15 protein-coding genes are annotated in these 20,656 nt (G+C 57.3%); 10 read left to right on the top strand and 5 right to left on the bottom strand.

Annotated elements, in window-relative coordinates; translation table 11 throughout:
- Window positions 1–89: 89 nt before the first annotated feature.
- A complete protein-coding gene (locus ACOJB8_RS34150) occupies window positions 90–989 on the bottom strand; it encodes an NAD-dependent epimerase/dehydratase family protein (RefSeq protein WP_475016560.1) in 900 nt (299 codons plus the stop codon).
- Complete coding sequence (gene gmd / locus ACOJB8_RS34145; protein ID WP_475016559.1) at window positions 989–2,023, bottom strand: GDP-mannose 4,6-dehydratase; 1,035 nt, start codon at window positions 2,021–2,023, stop codon at window positions 989–991. Before gmd ends, ACOJB8_RS34150 begins: the two co-directional genes overlap by 1 nt.
- 491 nt (window positions 2,024–2,514) lie before the next feature.
- Between gmd and ACOJB8_RS34140 the strand changes: the two genes are divergently transcribed.
- Together ACOJB8_RS34140 and cysC are read left to right on the top strand one after the other, a co-directional pair.
- The gene (locus tag ACOJB8_RS34140) at window positions 2,515–3,795 is read left to right on the top strand and encodes an O-antigen ligase family protein (protein ID WP_475016557.1); all 1,281 of its coding nucleotides are present in this window, start codon (window positions 2,515–2,517) and stop codon (window positions 3,793–3,795) included.
- 719 nt (window positions 3,796–4,514) lie between these two features.
- Complete coding sequence (gene cysC / locus ACOJB8_RS34135; RefSeq protein ID WP_475016556.1) at window positions 4,515–5,123, top strand: adenylyl-sulfate kinase; 609 nt, start codon at window positions 4,515–4,517, stop codon at window positions 5,121–5,123.
- A 41-nt stretch (window positions 5,124–5,164) separates the two neighbouring features.
- On the opposite strand, the gene ACOJB8_RS34130 is transcribed toward cysC, so the two are convergent.
- The 3 genes from ACOJB8_RS34130 to ACOJB8_RS34120 all read right to left on the bottom strand — a co-directional run bounded on the left by ACOJB8_RS34130 (window position 5,165) and on the right by ACOJB8_RS34120 (window position 9,374).
- A complete protein-coding gene (locus ACOJB8_RS34130) occupies window positions 5,165–7,048 on the bottom strand; it encodes a polysaccharide biosynthesis protein (protein WP_475016554.1) in 1,884 nt (627 codons plus the stop codon).
- A 320-nt stretch (window positions 7,049–7,368) separates the two neighbouring features.
- Window positions 7,369–8,391, bottom strand: coding sequence for an MraY family glycosyltransferase (locus ACOJB8_RS34125; protein WP_475016553.1), 1,023 nt, complete (start codon window positions 8,389–8,391; stop codon window positions 7,369–7,371).
- Window positions 8,388–9,374, bottom strand: coding sequence for an NAD-dependent epimerase/dehydratase family protein (locus ACOJB8_RS34120; protein WP_475016574.1), 987 nt, complete (start codon window positions 9,372–9,374; stop codon window positions 8,388–8,390). The genes ACOJB8_RS34125 and ACOJB8_RS34120 overlap by 4 nt, the downstream gene beginning before the upstream one ends.
- A gap of 370 nt (window positions 9,375–9,744) precedes the next feature.
- Here ACOJB8_RS34120 and ACOJB8_RS34115 point away from each other — a divergent pair, with 370 nt between their 5' ends.
- From ACOJB8_RS34115 to ACOJB8_RS34080, 8 genes are all read left to right on the top strand, one after another.
- Entirely contained in the window at window positions 9,745–11,742 is a 1,998-nt protein-coding gene (locus ACOJB8_RS34115) for a hypothetical protein (RefSeq protein ID WP_475016551.1), read from the top strand.
- A 75-nt stretch (window positions 11,743–11,817) separates the two neighbouring features.
- Entirely contained in the window at window positions 11,818–13,242 is a 1,425-nt protein-coding gene (locus ACOJB8_RS34110) for a UbiA family prenyltransferase (RefSeq protein ID WP_475016550.1), read from the top strand.
- Between the two features lie 3 nt (window positions 13,243–13,245).
- Window positions 13,246–14,562 carry an FAD-binding oxidoreductase gene (locus ACOJB8_RS34105; protein WP_475016549.1) on the top strand — a complete coding sequence of 439 codons (1,317 nt, stop codon included), beginning with the start codon at window positions 13,246–13,248 and terminating at the stop codon, window positions 14,560–14,562.
- Window positions 14,559–15,314, top strand: coding sequence for an SDR family oxidoreductase (locus ACOJB8_RS34100; RefSeq protein ID WP_475016547.1), 756 nt, complete (start codon window positions 14,559–14,561; stop codon window positions 15,312–15,314). Before ACOJB8_RS34105 ends, ACOJB8_RS34100 begins: the two co-directional genes overlap by 4 nt.
- A 44-nt stretch (window positions 15,315–15,358) precedes the next feature.
- Window positions 15,359–16,297, top strand: coding sequence for an NAD-dependent epimerase/dehydratase family protein (locus ACOJB8_RS34095; protein WP_475016545.1), 939 nt, complete (start codon window positions 15,359–15,361; stop codon window positions 16,295–16,297).
- A 4-nt stretch (window positions 16,298–16,301) separates the two neighbouring features.
- On the top strand, window positions 16,302–17,585 hold the full coding sequence (locus tag ACOJB8_RS34090) for an NAD(P)/FAD-dependent oxidoreductase (protein ID WP_475016543.1): 1,284 nt from the start codon (window positions 16,302–16,304) through the stop codon (window positions 17,583–17,585).
- Entirely contained in the window at window positions 17,582–18,016 is a 435-nt protein-coding gene (locus ACOJB8_RS34085) for a GtrA family protein (protein ID WP_475016541.1), read from the top strand. Before ACOJB8_RS34090 ends, ACOJB8_RS34085 begins: the two co-directional genes overlap by 4 nt.
- Before the next feature lie 208 nt (window positions 18,017–18,224).
- On the top strand, window positions 18,225–19,670 hold the full coding sequence (locus ACOJB8_RS34080) for a hypothetical protein (RefSeq protein ID WP_475016540.1): 1,446 nt from the start codon (window positions 18,225–18,227) through the stop codon (window positions 19,668–19,670).
- Window positions 19,671–20,656: the final 986 nt, after the last annotated feature.

Below are 20,656 nucleotides of genomic sequence, written 5' to 3'. Positions count from 1 at the left end.
TGGGCAGGCGCAGCTGCAAAGAATGACACGAGCGCAGTCCCTCGGCGCGATGTATCGGTAACAGGCAGAACGCACACTGCCCGCCACCATCAGGCGGCGACGCTATCGGACAACATCCACTGCAAGGTGTCGTAGAGTGTCGGCGCATCGAGCTGGCCGATGGCGCTCAACAGCTTGCGGTTGTCGCCACACTGCGATTTCACCTCGTGCTCACGCACAAAGTCGGGATTGGTCCGCGCTTCGATATCGTGGCCGGTGATCGTGGACATTGTCTGCAGCACGTGCGTAAGCGTGACCGCATGGCCCGAACACACGTTGAACACCTCGCCGACTGGCGCCTTTTCGAGCAGCCTGCAATACACGTCGGCCACCCAGCGCACATCGGAGAAGTCGCGAGCCACGTCGCGATTGCCCAGCTCGATGACCGGCGCACGCCGACGGAAGTGATCCGCCATCTTCGCGACGAGAAAGCTCGGCGATTGGCCAACACCGATGCAATTGAACGGGCGCACCGTGATGATCGGCAACCGGTCCGTCCAGAGTTGCGCCATGTATTCGAGCGCGACCTTGCTCACGGCGTAGTCGTTCGCAGGATGATACGGCGCCGTCTCCGGGATCGGCAGGCCCAGCGGGCCCGCGCCATAAATGTTCGCGCTGCTTGCAAGCAGCACCGCCGAAGGTTTCTTTTCAGCCGCGGCGAGCGCCTCGAGCAGATTGCGCGATCCTACGACGTTGGTCGCGTAAATTTCCCCCGGATTGCCGTGCCCGACGAACGAGATCGCGGCCAGATGCACGACCCAGTCCGGACGCACACGTGCCACCACCTCTGCGAGCCCGGCGCGATCCTGAAGATCGCACGCGTACACGTCAGGTTTGGGCTCATCACAGCACCGCACGAGACTCGAAATCTGATGGCCGCGCTCGCGCAGTGCCTGAGCAACATAACGCCCCGTGAAGCCCTCAGCTCCTGTAATCAGCACTGAAGCCATCAGAACGACGTCCCCTTCTTGTTACGCGCGATATCCGCTTCGACCATCATCTGGCACAGTGTTTCAAGTGATGTTTTCGGCGCCCAGCCTAACTCGTCGTGGGCCTTTTGTGCATCGCCGATGAGCAGGTCGACTTCGGCCGGACGATAGAACGCGGGATTTACGCGCACGATCGTCTTGCCGCTCTTGCCATCGCGTCCAATTTCGTTTTCCGCGGTGCCTTGCCATTCGATTTCGATGCCAAGGCACTTCGCCGCCGCGTTGACGAAATCGCGCACGCTCACCGTGCGATTGGTTGCGAGCACATAAGTATCGGGCTGATCGGCCTGCAACATGCGCCACATCCCTTCCACGTATTCCTTCGCGTAGCCCCAGTCGCGCTGTGCGTCGAGGTTGCCGAGCTCGAGCACGTCGAGCTGGCCGAGGCTGATTTTCGCGAGCGAATCGGTGATCTTGCGCGTCACGAACTCGCGGCCGCGCAGCGGCGACTCGTGATTGAAGAGAATGCCGCTCGACGCAAACATACCGTAGCTTTCACGGTAGTTCACCGTGATCCAGTGCGCGTAGAGCTTGGCGACGCCGTACGGGCTGCGCGGGTAGAAGGGCGTCGATTCCGTCTGAGGAATAGCCTGCACTTTGCCGAACATCTCCGACGTGCTGGCTTGATAGAAACGCGCCTTCGGATTGATGATGCGCAGCGCCTCGAGGAGATTCAGTGCGCCGACTCCGGTCACCTGCGCGGTGAGCGCCGGCTGCTCAAACGACACGCCAACGAAGCTTTGCGCGGCGAGGTTGTACACCTCGTCGGGCTGCGCACGCTCCATCAGGCGAATGCAGCTGCCCGCATCCAGCAGATCGTGCTCGACGAGGCGCAGATTTTGATGATGCGCGACGCCAAGCTCTTCGAGACGCCAAAAGTTGACGGAACTCGTCCGGCGGTAAGTGCCGTAGACGATATAGCCCTTCTCGAGAAGCTGCTCCGCCAGATAGGCGCCGTCCTGGCCGGTAATGCCAGTAATGATTGCTGATTTCACGATGTTCTTTCCCTCAAGTATGCGAATGATGCCATGCGCAGGTTCTTCGCGAGCGGTTTTGAAACATCGATTAATCCGAGATTCAAAATGCGGCGCGCAGGTTCCACATCGGCGCTCTTTTGCCCCATGGGCGAATCGAAGTGCCTTGCGAAATTCTGATTGCTCACCTTGCCCGCGCGGCGTGCAATCGCATTCGGAGCGCTTGAGCCTTCCCGCGTCCGCATATTATTTATTCTTGGCAGCTTGCTCTCGGGAGGTGCGATCCTGGAGCGCGCGCAGGCTTATGTCAAGCTCGACGGGCATTCGCTCCCTTATTTTGAGCACGCTATCCGTCCTGACGTGCGCATTTTTTGGGGAAAACGCGAGCGGGGAGAATGTGTGCGTACAATGGCAGATTTCCCGTCATACTTCGTAACCGAGAGGGTGCGAATTGGGGACGTAATGCGGGAGACGTAGTCAGTCCCGCCCTTATCGACAAGAGCAGTGTAGCGATGCAGACAGCAGTGACGATTGACTCCCGACGCACCGAGCCCGGCGACTGGCTGACCGCGGCTTTCCTGCTCGGCTTTCCCTCTATTGCAATGCTCGTGCAGGGCGCCTCAAGCGCCGTATCGATCGGCGCGGGTGTCATAGCCCTAGCGGCGTTGTGCTGGCGGCCGGCTGGCGCGCCGTATGGCTACGCGCGTCCCGACCGTCTCGGGCTGGCGTTGTGCATTGCACTGTGCGCCCCTGTTGCCGCCGTGGCGCTCAGCACGCTCTCGCACGACCATCCATTGCTCCGCACCTGGGATTCGCCCTCGCGGTTCCTACTTGCAGTCCCGATCTTCCTCGCCCTGCGCCGTGCGCCGCTGCGGACCTTCGCCTGGGCGGACCTCTCCTTTACGCTGGGGGCGCTCTCCTCGCTCGTGATTGCCGTCATCATGCCGCGCGATTGGGGCGACGGACGCATCGGCAGCGCGTTCCTGAATCCGATCCATTTCGGCGATCTCGCGGTCGCGCTCGGCGTGCTGTCGGCGATTGCGCTGAACTGGTGGCGCAAGGATTCGACGTTCCTGCGTGCGCTCAAGTTCGCAGGCCTCTTTGCAGGCCTTGCCGCTTCGCTGCTGTCGGGCTCGCGTGGTGGCTGGGCTGCGATCCCTCTCGTTGCCGTACTGATCGTATGGGAACTCGGCCGCGGCAAGCCGCTTCACTGGAAGGTACTGATGCCGGTAACTGTCGCGCTGCTGCTCGGGATGGTGTACGGGCTGTCGGGGACGGTACGCCAGCGCGTCGGCGACGTATCATCCGACCTCGCGCAGTACACGCAGGGCCACCGCGACACGTCGGTTGGCATACGCCTGCAACTCTACGAGGCAGCTTCCACACTGATCGCCGAACACCCGGTGCTGGGCCTCGGTGGCGATGGGTTCCGCGACAAGATGACCTCGATGGCCAAGCAAGGCGCGCTCACCCCGAAGGCGGCCGCATTCGGCGAAGGTGAAGTGCATAACCAGTTGCTAGCCTACATGGCCAACTACGGCATTGTGGGCGGTCTTGCGCTGCTGGCGATCTACGTCATGCCCGCGATATTTTTCGCGGCGAAGCTCAAGTCCGGATCGAGGACAACGCGGCGCACAGCGCTCATGGGACTGTCCTTCGTCCTGATGTTTTTCGTTTTTGGGCTGACTGTAGAGACGTTCGACCTGAAGAGCACGGTGTCTTTCTACGCGACCATGCTGGCCGTCCTCGCGGCGATTACGGAACGGTCGGATGGTAAATCCGAGCGGTTGTAGGGGATTCTTTTATTCGTTCGGTTTTGGGCGATTTCGTGCTTCGCAATAGCCCACGACTTCATCGCCGATATTTTCGACTGAGATTTCATCGATATTAGCCTCGGTGAAAGTCGGCCTGAGACAAGGGCAGGCAAGCAGGCACCCTATCGGGGCGAATCTCGCCGAAAACGGCGACGCCGCGCCGCCCAATCGCCAATTTTCGGCCTGTTGGCGTGAGTTGCCTGCAGCAACGTAGACCAGTCGTCTTGCCAGCACTGCCTATCGCTTCTATCTACGGCAACGAGAATCTGGAGACCAATTCGTTGTTATGGTGCTAGCCGATCATCAATATTTGCTCAAGTGCGCGCCCGAACTCGTTTCCGAATCGGCTATCGCTGATCAACAACTCTATCGCTCATACCAACAACTCTATCGCTCATACGGCATGCAAAGGTCGAGCGCATCGCTCGGCGAATTGGGAAGCGTGTTACGACATACTTAGCTAGTGTCGCCGACTACGCACCATCTGTAATGCCGCAATCCCTTGCGGGTAATTAAGAGCACCTTTTCTGCAATCAGATAACTGCCGGCGAGCGTCACCATGGTGTTCGCCGCATTTGCCGCCGTTACGCAAGATTACAAGCCTGCAAATTTGTTGCGATTTATTACATCCGCGTTACACAAACTGCTTCGAAACGTTAGAATGCGAATCAGGTTTACGTTGATCGAGGCGGTAAGAAGTGAATACAGCAACGTCAGCTGGGGTTGTCATCTGGCTCACCGGCATGTCCGGAGCGGGCAAGTCGACCGTCGCGCGCGCGTTGGTCAGTCGACTGCAAACGTTTGCCCTTCGAGCAACGATGCTCGACGGCGACGTGCTGCGTACGGGCCTCAATTCAGATCTTGGTTTTAGTGACGTCGAGCGCACGGAAAATCTCAGGCGCGTGGCCCACGTGGCGGCGCTGTTTTGCAATGAGGGGTTTATAGCCGTTACGGCGACCATTTCTCCCGAGCCCGAGCACCGGGAAAATGCACGGCGCATTGTCGGCGAATCTGCGTTTGTCGAAGTATTTGTCGACACTCCGCTCGAAGTTTGCGAGAAACGCGACCCCAAAGGGCTATATCAACGTGCCCGCCGCGGTGAGATCGCACAGTTCACCGGTATCGCCTCACCCTATCACCCGCCGGCTCACCCAGATATCACTCTGCACACGCAAGATAATACGGTCGAAACTTGTGTTGACCATATCGTTGATTTCTTGGTGCGTGACCGCCATTTTGATATTCGCCGCGTCAGAGAACGATCGCACAAGGTCGCGAATATTCGCGCGGGCATTGGCGGAAAATAACCAATTTATCGCGAGGCGCGCTGGCCGCTTCGCTCCCGCAATCAGCCAGTGGCTCTCACCGACGTTCCACCCACACTTTGGAGCTTCGACACGCTCGACGGTTGGTACTCGGGTACCCAGCGGCGAAGATCGCGGCGCACTTCGTCGTCGCCTGGAACACGGTGCTGCATCAGCCACGGCAACAGTTCGTCCAGCAGATTGACCGGCACCTCGCGCGCCCGCGCGATGCGCAGCTTAGGGTGCGCCGTACGCGCGGTCATTTCGTCATCGGCCAGCAACTCCTCATAGAGTTTCTCGCCGGGACGCAAGCCACTGAACTCGATACGGATCTGATCTTCAGCAAAGCCATAAAGACGGATCAGGTCACGCGCCAGATCGACGATCTTGACGGGCTTGCCCATATCGAGAATGAAGATCTCGCCGCCCTGCCCCATGCTTGATGCCTGAAGCACGAGCTGCGCCGCCTCGGGAATCGTCATGAAAAAGCGGGTTATTTCCGGATGCGTGACGGTCACGGGACCGCCCCTCGCAATCTGCTGCTGAAACTTCGGGATGACACTTCCCGCGCTACCCAGTACGTTTCCGAAGCGCACGGTCTCGAACTGTGTGCGCTCGCTCGTCTGCTGCAGCGCCTGGCACGCCATCTCCGCGAGGCGCTTGCTCGCGCCCATGACGTTGGTCGGGTTCACGGCCTTGTCAGTCGAAATCAGCACGAAATGGCGCACGTTGTTGCGAATCGCCGCGGTCGCGACACGGTATGTGCCAAGCACGTTGTTGCGCAATGCCTGCCATGCATTAAGCTCCTCCATCAGCGGCACATGCTTGTATGCCGCCGCATGGAAGACGATATGCGGGGCGTAACGCGACATGACGTGGTCTAGCAGCAACGAGTCCTTCGCATCGCCGATGAACGAGATCATGGCCTGCTCGGGAAAGCGCTCGCGGATCTCCTCCGTGAGGCGGTAGATCGCGTATTCGGACAAGTCGAATGCAATGAGTTGCGCAGGCTGGAACTTCAGGATCTGGCGGCAGAGTTCGGAGCCAATCGAGCCACCCGCACCCGTGACCATCACCACGCGGTCTCGCAGCAGCGCCTCGACGTGGGCGGTGTCGATGTTGACCGCTTCGCGGCCAAGAAGGTCTTCCAGGTCGATCTGGCGAATCTGGGAAAGAAAACCCTGACTAGGCATCAGGGCCGTGAGCGAAGGCAAGACCATCGCCTTGACGCCAAGGCGCACGCAGAGCGTAGCGAGGCGTCGCTGCGTCTCCATCGGCGCGGACGGGATCGCGATGATCACATGCTCGACCTTGAGCGTCTCCGTCCAGTGCGCGATCTCGTCGATCGTGCCGAGGACCTTGTAGCCATAGATCTCGCGGCCCCGCTTCGCGACGTCGTCGTCGAGCAGACCAACCAGGCGCCATTCACCCGAGCGCGACAACTCACGCGCGAGGCTCGCGCCCGCGCCCCCTGCGCCGAGAATCAGCACGGGCTTGCCGCGACCGACAAGGCCGCCGTACAGGTAGAACTCTTTACTGGCCCGGTAGATCGCTCGCGCACCGCCCATTGCGAGGAACAGCAGCATCGGCGTAAGCAGGAGAACCGAGCGCGGAATGATCGGCTTCGGCTGAAACATGACCGCGCCAATCATGACGACGAGCGCACCGACCACGATCGCCTTGGCGATGCGCATCAGGTCGGGCAGGCTCGCGAAGACCCACAAGCCACGATACAAGCCGAAGGTGCGAAACATCGCGCCGTAGACGGGAAGGACCCAGAGGAGCGCAACGCATGCGCCCTTAAAAAAGGCAACCGGTATTTCACCGTTGAAGCGGACGACGTACGCGACGAGCCACGCCGCCACTGCGGCTAGCATGTCAAAGAAGAAAACACCGAACGACAACCAAGATGCCTTGGATCGCAACATTGGCGGCAAACCTCGAAATTATTTCGCGTCGGATTCTGGGGAGCCTTCCCTATGAAGATCGATGACGATCTCCCGGGAGGCAAATCTCCATACCACGCACCTAAACTTGGCCATTGCTGCCACAGGGACCCGCTCCATGCCGCGGCGCCGCAGCAGTTATTATGCCTGCAAGCCTGACGGGGTACCAAACGATCGGAGCGCACCGCGCGCTGATCTTAATGCTTGTGCCGCGCGGCAGGAATTTCCCTGAAGAAACAAACGTCTCAGCCGTGTTACAGATGCGTCAGCATTTAAAGGGAAGAATCAACCGCAAAGCTCGGCTATCTCTCGTTAGAATTCTGAAAGCTTCGCCAACGCCTATCGATGACGACGGCACAGCACCCCAGAACGCCGTACCACGCCGCAAAAATCAGCCATTGCTGCCACATTGGCCGCCCCAGCGCCCATAACGCGACGATGACACCCGCGAACATCACGGCATACCAGTAGATTGCGGTGCGACTGTGACCGATACCCGAGCGCACCATGCGTTGATAGTAGTGCTCCCGATGCGCTTGCCAGAATCTTTCCCCACGACAGACGCGCCTCAGCAATGTAATCGACGCATCCGCAATAAACGGGGAAAAAATCAAGGCTGGAAACCAGAGCGGCCAGACGGCGCCGCGCCAGCCCCAGTAGCCGAGTGCGCCCGCCAGAAAGCCGAGCGTGATCGAGCCGGCGTCACCCAGGAACAATTTCGCCGGGTGAAAATTGAGGAACAGGAAGCCGAGTGATGCCCCGGCGAGGGCGGCGCCGGTCTGCGCCAACGCCAACGAAGGATGCCCTGTAGCCAGCGCCGCCGCCGCATAGGCCCCGAAACCAAACAGTGCCATGCCGCCCGCGAGGCCATCGGCGCCGTCCATGAAGTTGTACAGGTTGATCAGCCAGAGCATCAGGAAGCCGATGCCTGCGAGCAGCCACCAAGGTGCGTCCGCCGGCCAGATGACTACCAGCGCGACCACTGCCGCGAAATGGACGGCAAACCGGATGCGCGCGGGCAAATCGCGACGATCGTCGATCTGCGACACCAAGGCGAGCGCCACCGCTCCCGCCGCGATCAACCACATCTGCGATGCGTGCCATAAGAGCGCCGCGAGGCCGACCGGTACGATCCCCCAACCGCCCACGCGCGGAATCGGCTTGACGTGAAGCGAGCGATGATTCGGCACATCCGTCGCGATACGCCAGGCGAGACCGGTCGAAAGCAAGCCCCGCAGGATCAGAAAACTCGCCAGAGCCGATACCGCGGCAATGAGCAGCACAGTCGAACCGGATGTTCCGAATACGTCAAAAGCCTCCCTCATGCGCGCCCCTGCTCCTTGCGACATGCGCGATACCAGTCGGCCGTCGCGCGCAGCCCCTCGTCCAGCGTGTACGGCGGATGCCAGCCCGACAACTGTCGCCGGATCCCGGATGCATCGAGAACCAGACTTTCGGTGAGACGCTCGATCTGCGCGGTTCTTCCCGTGAGCCTGCCGGCGAGTTTGAGTAGTGACACGGGCACCGGTATGAGCCGTGCCGGGCGGCCGAGATGCCTGCCAATGGCACGCAGCAGGTCCGCGACGGAAGGCGCAACATCGTCTGCCAGATGAAAACAACCGTTTGCTGAGCGTGCGTCGGATGCGCAATGCATGAGCGCATCGGCCAGATTGTCGACGAACAGCAGGCTGCGCTGGGCATCCACGGCGCCCAACGGCAACGGCGTCCCGCGCCAGACGGTATCGAGCATCTTGCGGAAGTTGGCGCCGACGTCCGGGCCATAGACGAGCGGTGGCCGTACGATGACGACATCGAGCCCCGTATCCGTGCGCAGATCGGCCAGTGATCGTTCCGCGGCAAGCTTCGAGCGGCCGTAGGCGTCGTCGGGTTGCGCGAGCGCGTCTTCCCGCAGCGGTTCGCGCGTGCCCCCGCTCCCCGCGATTGCCTTGATGCTGCTCACGTAGATGAAACGCCCCACGCCATGGCGCTGCGCGGCGCGCGCGACGCGCAGGGTGCCTTCGACGTTGGTCGCATTGAAGGCTCGCTGCGTCTCGTCGCTCTCCGTTTCATTCATGACGTGCACGCGCGCGGCAAGATGCACGACACAGTCGACATCGCCGGACGGCGCCGGCCAGTGCATGTCGATATCGGCGAATTCTGGCGTGCCATGAACCCATTCCACGACGCCAGCCGGTGCCGTGCCGGCCCGGCGAACGATACCGGTTACGCGGTGTCCGTTTTCGACTAGGGTACGGCATAGGGCGCGGCCCACGAAGCCATTCGCGCCCGTTACCACGACATGCATCAGCGATGTTTCCAAGCAAGGCGGTTGAAAAAGGGACGAGAAGCCACCGACGACGACGTTGGTCCAACTCGACTATTCGATGCTCGATCAGCGAAGCCGTTAGTCTACAGGGCAATTCCTAATGCCTCCGCAAAACGCAAGAAAACCTCTAAACCGGCGCTCGAAGCGGAGCCTCACTCTCAACGGGCGCACGATCGCTCCAACTCCAGCCATCACTTGGTTCACATCTCACACACATTTATCATACATATCGGCAAACGATTGATATATCACGCTGTTTACTGCACAATATCGACCGCTTCGATCTGTTACTGCTGTTCCGACCAAACCGGACGCAATGACCATTTCAGAATAAAGCCGATTCAGGGGGTCTATGTTGGACGCAATCGAAAAACACCAATCAATCAAGAGTTTTGCCGCAAATAATACATATATTCTTGATTTATTGATTTTTTCTACCATTGCATTCATCTTACTCTGGATTAACTGGACTCTGATTAATGTGACTTCGCACGAAGTCGGGGATTTTGCGGCAAATAGTCTTTTAATTCAGAAAGCGAAGAAACTCAATCTTTTTGTTGGAAACTATTCCCGGGTCGGATTTAACCATCCTGGCCCCGCAATTCTTTATGTGCTCGCAGTAGGCGAACTGCTTTTTTTCGACTGGACACATATTCTCCCCTCTCCGCTTTCCGGCCAATTGGTTGCAGTTATTCTATATAACGCCGCCTGGATCACGATTTTTTTTCGGATGCTCAGGAAAATTCTCGGATCGACTCGTGACGCAGGTTTTGTAACCGCCGCCTTCTTGTGCATCGTCGCTTATCAGAATTTCCAGTTCTTTGCTGGAATGTGGTTTCCCGAACTCTACTTTTTCCCGTTTGCAGTCATGCTGATCTCTGCCTCTAGATTCGCATCGGGGAAAACTGACATGCTCATGCCGCTGAGTTTGAGCACTGGATTCCTGATTAACGGACATGTGTCGTTCGTTTCCACGCTTGGTGTCATCTTTGTGCTGCTCGCTCTCTATAACCACCTCGCCCATAACAAACTCGAACGCAACCAATATATTTTCGACCAAGAATACTGGAAGACGAATGCGCGGCCGGTCATTCGTGCAATTTTGGTGTTATTTTTATTTTTTGTTCCACTTATTGTCGAGACCGCTCGCCACTTCCCCGGCCCAATTGCAGATTATATAGCATTTGGCAAACAACATCATGCCAATACGCTAGATGTATCAATCGGATATACCGGACAATTTTGGGGACACGTTGCCATATTCGATTCGGCCATGTTAATCATGGTTGCGCTTCTCGCTGTCGGTATCTATGCAAAACGCCGCACAATTTCCGACGGCATTCTGGCCTTGTTGGCCACGCTGCTTTCGGCCACGGTGGCCATGCTTGTTTATTCGAAGTTCGGCGTGGATCAACTCGACCAGAGATATATCGGCTATTTTTATTATTCCGTTCCTGCCCTCGCTGCGAGCCTCGCGGTCGTTCTGGTCATGCGTGCCTCTACGTCCGCTTTTTTTGCGTTTTTGTTAATAATTGCAATACCTGCACTGCTGATCGTTACCGCAAAGAAGATAGACAACACTCCCGATTACGCGGGCTCCTATAACCAGCCAGATATAGTTAATCTGTATAATTCGCTCGAACAAATAAAGCAGAAAGGACGAATCGTACTCAACCTTGATAGCGGCGCAAACTGGGGCGATATATGGTCCAAAACCGTAGGATTGGCAATCTACTCGAAACGGCACGACAACGAATTAATTTGCATCAGAAAAAACTGGCATATTCTTTTTACGAAAGACGCGAAGTGCACACCGGATGAAATTGCAAACAACCAGCAATACGAGGTTTCCAGTCTGTCGACTGGCAATCGTGCCCCGACCGACATTGAAGGCGCCGGCCTGCTGCTGAGAAAATATCCGGACGATCTTTCAGGACTTGGTTTCGTCTCTGTCGGTAAAACACCGGACATCTTCGACTCCGTCCTCAATGACGGCTGGTCTTCGGTCGAGTCGGAATTTGTCTGGATGCAATCGAACGAGGCGCACCTGATGCTCAAAGTAAGAAAGGGATTCTCGGGAACATTGCAACTGGATCTCGGCGTATTTCTCCCTCGTCCGAGTTACGCCCAGCATCTCTCGATTTACGTCAACGATGCGCCGGCATACCGCACCATTTTTGACGCAAGTGCCCCCCGGCAGATGATTCGCATCCCACTCGGAACCGTAAAGAGTGATCGACTGGATGTAAAATTCGTCGACCCTGATGTCGTCTCGCCCAAGGCCGCCGGAGTTTCCAGCGATCCTCGGACACTTGGGATCTCGTTATATGGATTCGGCCTGGCTCATTGAGGACGGTTTACAAGCGCTTTCACAAACGTCTGCTAATGGTGTCCGTTTTCAGTAAACCACCGGTGGCAATTACATATGATCAGCAGACCGCTCGTTGTTGACCTCGATGGGACTTTGCTTCGCTCCGATGTCCTGATCGAATCCGGCTTCGCTTACCTGAAGTCCTCCCCGCTGCGCTTCCTCGATCCGCTTCGATGGCTGATGCAAGGAGGGAAACCTGCACTCAAGTCGAAGCTTGCCACCGAAACCGAACTCGACGTCAGCGTGCTCCCGTACGACCCTGAAGTCATCGAATGGCTCAAGCAGGAGCGCGCAAATGGCCGCACGATCGTGCTCGCGACCGCAAGTCACGAGAAATACGCGCAGGCGATTGCTCAACATCTCAAACTGTTTGACGAAGTCTTTGCGACGGACGATCAAGTCAATCTGTCCTCGCACAGGAAAAAAGACAAACTCGTGGCAAGATTCGGCGAGCAAGGCTTCGACTATGCGGGTAACTCCCGGGACGATCTCCCCGTCTGGCAAGCAGCCAGCCGGGCCTATATTGTCAACGCCCCGAACGTCGTCAGACGCTCGGCGGAGAAAACCGGCAACGTCGAGCGCGTATTCGAATACCGCCCCCCGGTCCTCAAGACTTGGGCGAAATCCCTTCGCATGCACCAGTGGTTAAAGAACCTACTGATCTTTGTGCCTCTCCTCGCCGGGCATATGCTGTCGTCGCCACATCTGATCGGAAATGCGGTACTAGCCTTTGTGGCTTTCGGCTTATGCGCTTCAAGCGTATATCTGCTCAATGATCTGCTTGATCTTGAAGACGACCGGCACCATCCGACAAAGTGCCGGCGGCCGCTCGCTTGCGGCGCGCTACCGCTCGTGTGGGGTCTCGTCGCCTTTCCGGCCCTACTCACCGGCGCTTTCGCGCTGGCTATCGTCGCGCTGCCGTGGCGCTTCTCGGTCGTGTTGCTTGGCTACTATGCAATGACGCTCGCCTATTCGACCGCACTCAAGAGACTGGTGATGGTCGACGTGGTCGTGCTTGCGATGCTCTACACGGTTCGCATCGTTGCGGGCACAACCGCGATCGGCACCGAGTTGACGTTCTGGCTACTGGCCTTCTCGATGTTCATCTTCCTCAGTCTCGCTCTCGTCAAGCGCTACGCGGAGCTACTGTCGATGAAGAAGCGCGGGCTAAGCCAGTCACGCGGACGCGGCTACGTTGCCAACGACCTCGAGATGGTCTCGTCTCTGGGTTGTGCTTCAGGATATCTGTCGGTGCTGGTGCTAGCTCTGTACATCCAGGATCCGAACACTGCACATCTCTACAGCCGCCCTCAACTGATCTGGTTAGCTTGCCCCCTCCTGCTGTACTGGATCAGCCGCACATGGATCATCGCGCATCGAGGTCACATGCAGGACGACCCCATCATTTTCGCGGTGCGCGACCGGCTTAGCCTCGTCGTGGTCGGGCTGTGCGGTTTGGTTTTCTGGGCCGCCGTCTAAGCGATGAGTACAGTGCTTTCGTGGGGGCGCTACCCCGTCCAGCCGCAGACGCCACATAATATCGTGTGGCGAAACGACTTGTTCAAGACATGGGCGGACGTCATCCGCGGACATCGGACGACGCTCGCATTCGGCAACGGCAGAAGCTACGGCGACAGTTGCCTCGCCGCTTCGGGCCATGTCCTGCGCTCCCGGTCACTGGATCGGCTGATCAAAGCGAATTGGGAAACCGGCGTACTGTGTGCAGAACCTGGAATCACATTAGAGCAGATTCTGGAAGTCGCGATACCGCGAGGCTGGATGCTGCCTGTCACACCCGGAACTAAATACGCGACCTTGGGCGGCGCAATCGCGAATGACGTACACGGCAAGAACCATCACCTGCGCGGCACGTTCGGTCGCCACGTGCGCCGCTTCATGCTGGCCCGGAGCGACGGAGCCATGCTCGAATGCGGACCCAGCACATATTCCGAACTCTATGCCGCGACGGTCGGAGGCCTGGGTCTCACTGGATTTATCCTGTGGGCGGAGATTCAGTTGATGCCCATTCAGTCCAGCCAGATCGACGTGACCAGCATCCGATTTGACAACCTGGACGAATTCTTCGCGCTCTCTGAGAAATTCGACCCCTCGCATGAATATAGCGTCGCCTGGGTGGACTGTCTGGGGCGAGGCGAACATCTCGGTCGCGGCATCTTTATGGTGGGCGATCACGCTGGACGGGGCCCACTAAAGGTGGATCGACGGGGAAAACGCACGGTGCCATTTACCTTTCCGGCGCCAATATTCAACAAGGTGACACTACGCGCCTTCAATGGCCTGTATTATCATCGCCAACTGACGCGTGAAGTCCGTACGAGCGTCAGCTACGACCGCTACTTCTACCCGCTTGATGGCCTGCTCGAGTGGAACCGGATTTACGGGCGTAAAGGCTTCCAGCAATATCAATGCGTCGTCCCGCGCCCGGTTGCCCGCGATGCCACGCACGAAATGCTGCGCGCGATTGCTGCAAGCGGAAGCGGGTCGTTTCTCGCCGTGCTCAAGCGTTGTGGCGATATCCGATCGCCGGGGCTGCTTTCGTTCCCGATGGAAGGCACATCGCTCGCACTCGACTTTCCACAGCGAGACGAGCAGAACCGGAGGCTGTTCTCCACCCTCGATACGATCGTACGCGATGCCGCGGGCAGAATCTATCCCGCCAAAGATGCGCATATGTCGGGCGAGGACTTCCGAACTGCTTACCCGAATTGGGAACAACTCGAAACACTGCGCGATCCCGCGCTGCTTTCTAGCTTCTGGGCTCGAGTAGCCCACACATGAGTATGCAGAACAAAATACTGATAGTAGGTGCAACTTCAGGCATAGCGATGGCCTGTGCACGAATCTGGGCAGGACGCGGCGCCCAGTTGTTTCTGGTCGCCCGCAACGTGGATCGCCTGCAGCAAGTGGCCGATGATTTGCGAGCCCGCGGCGCGGCGCTCGTGACCACACACGCACTCGATATTAACGACCTGGGGCACTCGCACGCAGCCATGCTCGAATACTGCCAGCACACGTTCAGCGGCGCACCCGACATCGTGCTGATCGCACCCGGCACGCTACCTGACCAGGCGCGTTGCCAGTCCGATCCCGCCATAGCCGTGCAGGAATTCAATACCAATGCCACCTCGGTTATCGCCTTGCTGACCCTCATTGCGAACACGCTCGAAGCAGCGCGGCACGGTGTAATCGGGGTGATTACGTCGGTTGCTGGCGACCGTGGTCGTCCGTCCAACTACTTGTATGGAAGTGCTAAGGCCGCATTGTCCGCGTTCTGCGAAGGCTTGCGTGCCAGGCTCTACAAGGTAGGGGTGCATCTTGTTACGATCAAACCCGGCTTTGTGGCGACTTCCATGACTGCCGGGTTACCATTGCCCGGCCCGCTGGTCGCCTCGCCCGACAAGGTTGCAAAAGACATCGTTCTTGCAATCGAGCAGAAGAAGGACGTGCTTTACACGCCCCGCTTCTGGGCGCTGATCATGCTGATCATTCGCTCGCTGCCGCAGTTTGTCTTCAAGCGCCTGTCACTGTAAAGGTTTGCAGCGAGCCCGCACTTCTTACGCAATAGCACGAAATCATGAATGACACCCGTATCGTCCTCCCCGGGGGAGCTGGCCTCGTCGGTCAGAATCTCGTTGCTCGCTTGAAGCAGCACGGATACACGAACATCGTCGTGCTGGACAAGCATGAAGCAAACCTGAAGGTACTGCGAGAGGTTCATCCAGACGTCGACGCTATTTACGCCGACCTCGCAGAGCCCGGCGAGTGGCATGAGTACTTTGAGCATGCGGACACGGTCGTCATGCTGCAAGCCCAGATCGGCGCTCCGACACGAGAACCGTTCGTGCGCAACAACATCACTTCCACGAAGAACGTACTTGAGGTGATCAAGCGCTACGCTATTCCCCATACGGTGCACATCAGTTCATCGGTGGTCAACTCTGTCGGGGACGATTGGTACACCGAGACCAAACGTGAACAGGAAGAGATTGTTGCCGCTTCAGGCATCAACTGCGTCATCCTTCGGCCGACCCTGATGTTCGGATGGTTTGACCGCAAGCACCTTGGCTGGCTGTCACGATTCATGCGTCGCATGCCTGTATTCCCGATTCCCGGCAGCGGCCGATATATGCGGCAGCCTCTCTACGTGGGCGACTTCTGCAACGTCATCATCAGTTGTATTCGATCCGCGACGGTCGGCCGTGCATTCAACATCACCGGGTTAGAGCGCATCGATTATATCGACCTCATCCGGCAGATCAAACGCGCGACGCACGCGCGCTGCGCGATCGTCAAAATCCCTTACAGCCTGTTCTATGTGCTGCTCAAGATTTACGCACTCTTCGACAAGAACCCGCCGTTCACCGCGGACCAGTTGAAAGCACTCACTGCCGGCGATGAATTCGAGGTCATCGACTGGGAAGGTATTTTCGGCATCAAGGCTACGCCGCTGGACAAGGCTATGACCGAAACCTTCAACGACCCGACCTACAGCCATATCGCCCTGGAGTTCTAACTCGATGAGTGCAGACCGCATTGCCGTTCTCGGAGCTGGCCCGATGGGGCTCGGCGTGGCCTATCAGCTCGTCAAGGATGGTCGCAAGCCCGTCATCTTTGAAGCGGACGACCGTGTCGGCGGTATGGCCGCATGCTTCGATTTCGGTGGCCTCTCGATCGAACGTTACTACCACTTTCATGCCATTTCCGATCACGCGTTCCTGCAGGTGCTGCAGGAACTTGGCCTCGAGGAAAAGATGCGCTGGCGCGAAACGAAGATGGGGTACTTCTACCAAGATCGCGTGCAGCCTTGGGGCAACCCCATCGCGTTGCTGAAGTTCAAAGGGCTCAGTCTAGTTGCTAAGTTGCGGTACGGACTGCATGCATTTCTATGCACGCGGCGCGACGACTGGAAACCGCTCGACAAGCTCGAAGCTACCGAATGGATCCGTCGCTGGGTGGGAGAAGAAGCCTGGGAAGTGCTGTGGCGCAGATTGTTCGATTACAAGTTCTACGACTACGCACGTAGCCTTTCCGCAGCATGGATCTGGAGCCGTGTTCGCCGTATTGGACGGTCGCGCTATAACATCTTCAAGGAAAAGCTGGGCTATCTCGAGGGCGGCTCCGATACCCTGCTCGAAGGCATGCGCCGGTATATCGAGGCGAATGGCGGCGAATTCAAACTCGGCACGCCCATCAGCAAGGTTTCCATTGAGCATGGCAAGGTTACTGGCGTCGAGGCAGGCGGCAAATCGTACGCCTTTGACAAGGTCATCAGCACCATTCCTCTCCCCTACGTTCCCCGCGTAATGCCCGATCTTCCCAAAGACATTTTGGCAAAATTCGCGAGTGTGAAGAATGTCGCCGTAGTTTGCGTAATTGCGAAGTTGCGAAAGTCTGTTACCGAGAACTTTTGGCTCAACACCAATGATCCGGACATGGATATTCCAGGGATAGTCGAATATACGAACCTGCGTCCGCTCGACAATCACATCGTCTACGTACCGTACTACGTGCCCGGAGAACATCCAGTCTATCAACAGCCGGACTCGGTATTTATTGATAAGGTGAAGGGCTACCTGATGAAAATCAATCCGACCATCACGCCAGACGATTTCATCGATGTTCGCGCAAGCCGTTACCGCTTCGCGCAACCGGTATGCGAGCCCGGGTTCGCCGATCGCCTGCCGCCGATCCAATTGCCCGTACAGGGCCTGCTCGTCGCCGATACTTCGTATTACTACCCGGAAGACCGTGGCATTTCAGAAAGCATTGGGCTGGCGCGCAATATGGCAAAAATGGTATGACGGAAATACTCCAATCGACGAAACACGGCATGGTCTCCAGAAAATTTCTGCTCTTCCTGCTGACTGGCGGCTTTGCTGCGGCTGTCAACTGGGGAAGCCGGATGGTGTACAACATATGGATGCCTTACTCAGCGGCGATCGTCGTCGCCTATTTGACGGGTATGGTCACGGCCTTCATCTTGGCCAAAGTGTTCGTCTTCACGGAAAGCACGCAATCCACAGTGCGCTCGGCGCTCTTCTTCACCCTGGTTAACCTGGTCGCGGTATTTCAGACTTGGGTAGTCAGCGTCGGTTTAGCCTACTACGTCTTTCCCAGGATCGGCATGCATTGGCATGAGCGAGACTTTGCCCATCTGGTGGGTGTCATTGTTCCAGTGTTTTCCAGTTACATCGGGCACAAGAAGTTTAGTTTCCGGCGTCAGGGCATTTGATCCTTCGCCCGCGTGTGCGGTCCGAGCGATATATCGTATTGGCGGCAGGCGCTCGACCAAGGACTGCTTATTTCCCGCCAGCCGCGCTCTTGCTTGATCAGCATTCCTCCCCCAGCTTCAATGACCGTAAGCAATTGAATAGTCACGTTTTTTGAGGTAAGTAATCAGAATGAGGTACGTAACTGTCTCCACAACGGGATGGCTGCTTTTGGTCGATTTACAGTCAGGCCGCGTTCAACCGTTGGAACACAGTCGTCCGGAGTATTACGGCATTTCTTGGTTTCCCGAAAATGAGGAACTTGTGCTCTCTCATAGTGGCTTGAACAACGCAGACCTAGTTGGGATTGCTGACTATGCGCAGTCTGAAAGAGGTTGGCTATCTAAAGGGGCGATGTCGAGTCGTCTTTTTTTGTCGCAGCCACATCAAATAGTTTGCGCCCCAGATGGTCATGTTATTTGCGCCAATACGGGGCGGAATGTCATCAGTGTCTTCGACTTCAAGAAGCCGAATCTGTTCCAGGAAGCCAGTATCAGTTCAGCACGTTGGGACCGCATCTCCCTAGACGACATCACCGGAGATCATCTGAATTCGGTCTTCTTGCGAGGCAACCATCTCTATGTTGTGGCGCATGCTCACTCCCGTGGTTCAAAGCTTGCGACCTTTGCATACCCGAACCTGGAACTGCTCTCAGTTGAGCCGCTGGGGGCAAGGACAGGCTTGCATAATATCTGGATCACCTGCGACGGTCAGCGCATCAGCTGCCATTCCGAGAACGGCAGCCTGATTGATCTGGATAGTCAAACGCCACTTTGGGAATCCGGCTCTGCAATGTACACGCGCGGATTGGCAGCAACCCGCGATTACGTTCTCGTCGGAGAGAGCCAGAAAACGAATCGCGATCTCAGGCGAAGCTCTCTTAGCGGTCTCTGGATTCTTGACAAACGTAACTGGCAAAGCGTTGACTATATCTGCCTAGGTCCCTATGGTGCAGTCCATGAAGTAAGAATTTTGGATGAGGCCGATGACGCACATCACGGTCATCCACTCAAAGATCTTGAATCACTTCTCGCAAAAAATGCGCACCAAGACCTAGCAAGGACGCGGCTGTCAGCGGCAGCCACGGTTTTTCAGAACAGACAGCTATGGTCGGACTACGAAGCGATATTCGGTTCGCCAGCCATGCAGGCCGACGGTGCAAAACAAGCAGGAGTCGATCAACTGTGTTTACTAATCAAACAAACACCATGCGAGTCAGAGTTAAGTTTCACGTTTGCATTTGAATCCCCTTCCGGCGCCCATGTATCAGCCGTTCTTGGTTACCATGGCAAAGGTAGCGATCAATGCATGGCTGCGTTTTTGTTGCAGCCGGCAGGGGAGACATCTACTCTTTCAGTCTGGCGACATGACGGCGGAAAATGGTTTCGCTTGCCCGATATTCAGGCTCACAATCTGCCGCTCTCGGGAACAATGCAACTAGCCACCACTAAAAATCAATCGATCTTGTCGATTAATAATGCAGAGACCATTACCTTGAATGCGGAAACTCTTGGCCTAGCGCGCTGTGATGAAGGATTAGGAATTCGATGGACTGGTGCATCAGTTCGACCAACGGTAGGCGAGCAGCGATCCTTGCAATTACCCACTTCCCTTTAGCGCGAACTCATAGCCAAGCTGGATATCGGTCAAACGTCGCATTCCTCTCCACGTGACAGTATTCCTACGATAACCACCGAACTTGGCGAGCTTGCTTACGTTGCCGCGGCGCGGTCGAGCCTGTGCGTTGCGGGATGTAGTGGACGATCCGTTCTTTCAGTTCAATTTCAGTCTGCGTGAACGCTATCTGCCGTACAGGTAACGGGATTCAGCGGTCCGGCTAGCGTGTGCACCTTGCCACACCTAGGCAGGAACTCACCGCTGCGGATGATTTTGTGATTGGCGATCTGGGTTAGCGCCTAATCCAAATAGGCGCGTGAACCGATTCAATGCGCAAGTGTCCTCAATTGATGCGTGCACGGCGCGGCTGTCTCTTTGCCGCTCCCTCAGCCACCGTCCATAACGGTCGGCGCGAGCAACTTATTAAAGCTGCTGCATGTCTCTGCCAGTGTAAGCAACTTCTTGTTCCATTCAATACGTCAACCTTGCCGAAGGCGTCTCGCTCGCCAATAGCGGACTTCGCGTCATCGAAGAGCACACATCCGGACTTGCCGGCCCTCAAACGCATATGCTCCCGCTCGTGCCGGATGCGTTCATCTCCAGACTCGCGTGTGGTACGTAGGCCGCCCGCCATTCGATCCGCCTGCGCGGAGGGGCGCAATGCCGAGTACTGGGTCGTCATCACCCACGACCGTGCTAACCAGCGCATGCATCTCTACGATCCCAACGCTACCCACTTCGCCAAGTCATGACGGTTCGAGTCAGAATACGACGCCAACCGCCTCGGCGCACATCGACACGATCGGAAACAAGAATCCGAGCCGCGCGAAACCGTGCGACCCTGAACGTCCGCGGTCGTCAGCGATGATTTCACCTGAAGCAAACCCATGGCGCGGGCAGAATCGGCTAGCGCGTGCTAACGGTTCCGGCTCTCAGTGTGCAACACGACCTAGCTCTTGGTTGTTCGTGGACTCTTGTGCATTTTG

The organism is Paraburkholderia sp. BR10141 (assembly GCF_056155635.1).
Note: the sequence above shows the minus strand (reverse complement) of the source record. Positions and strands in the feature narration are given on the sequence as shown.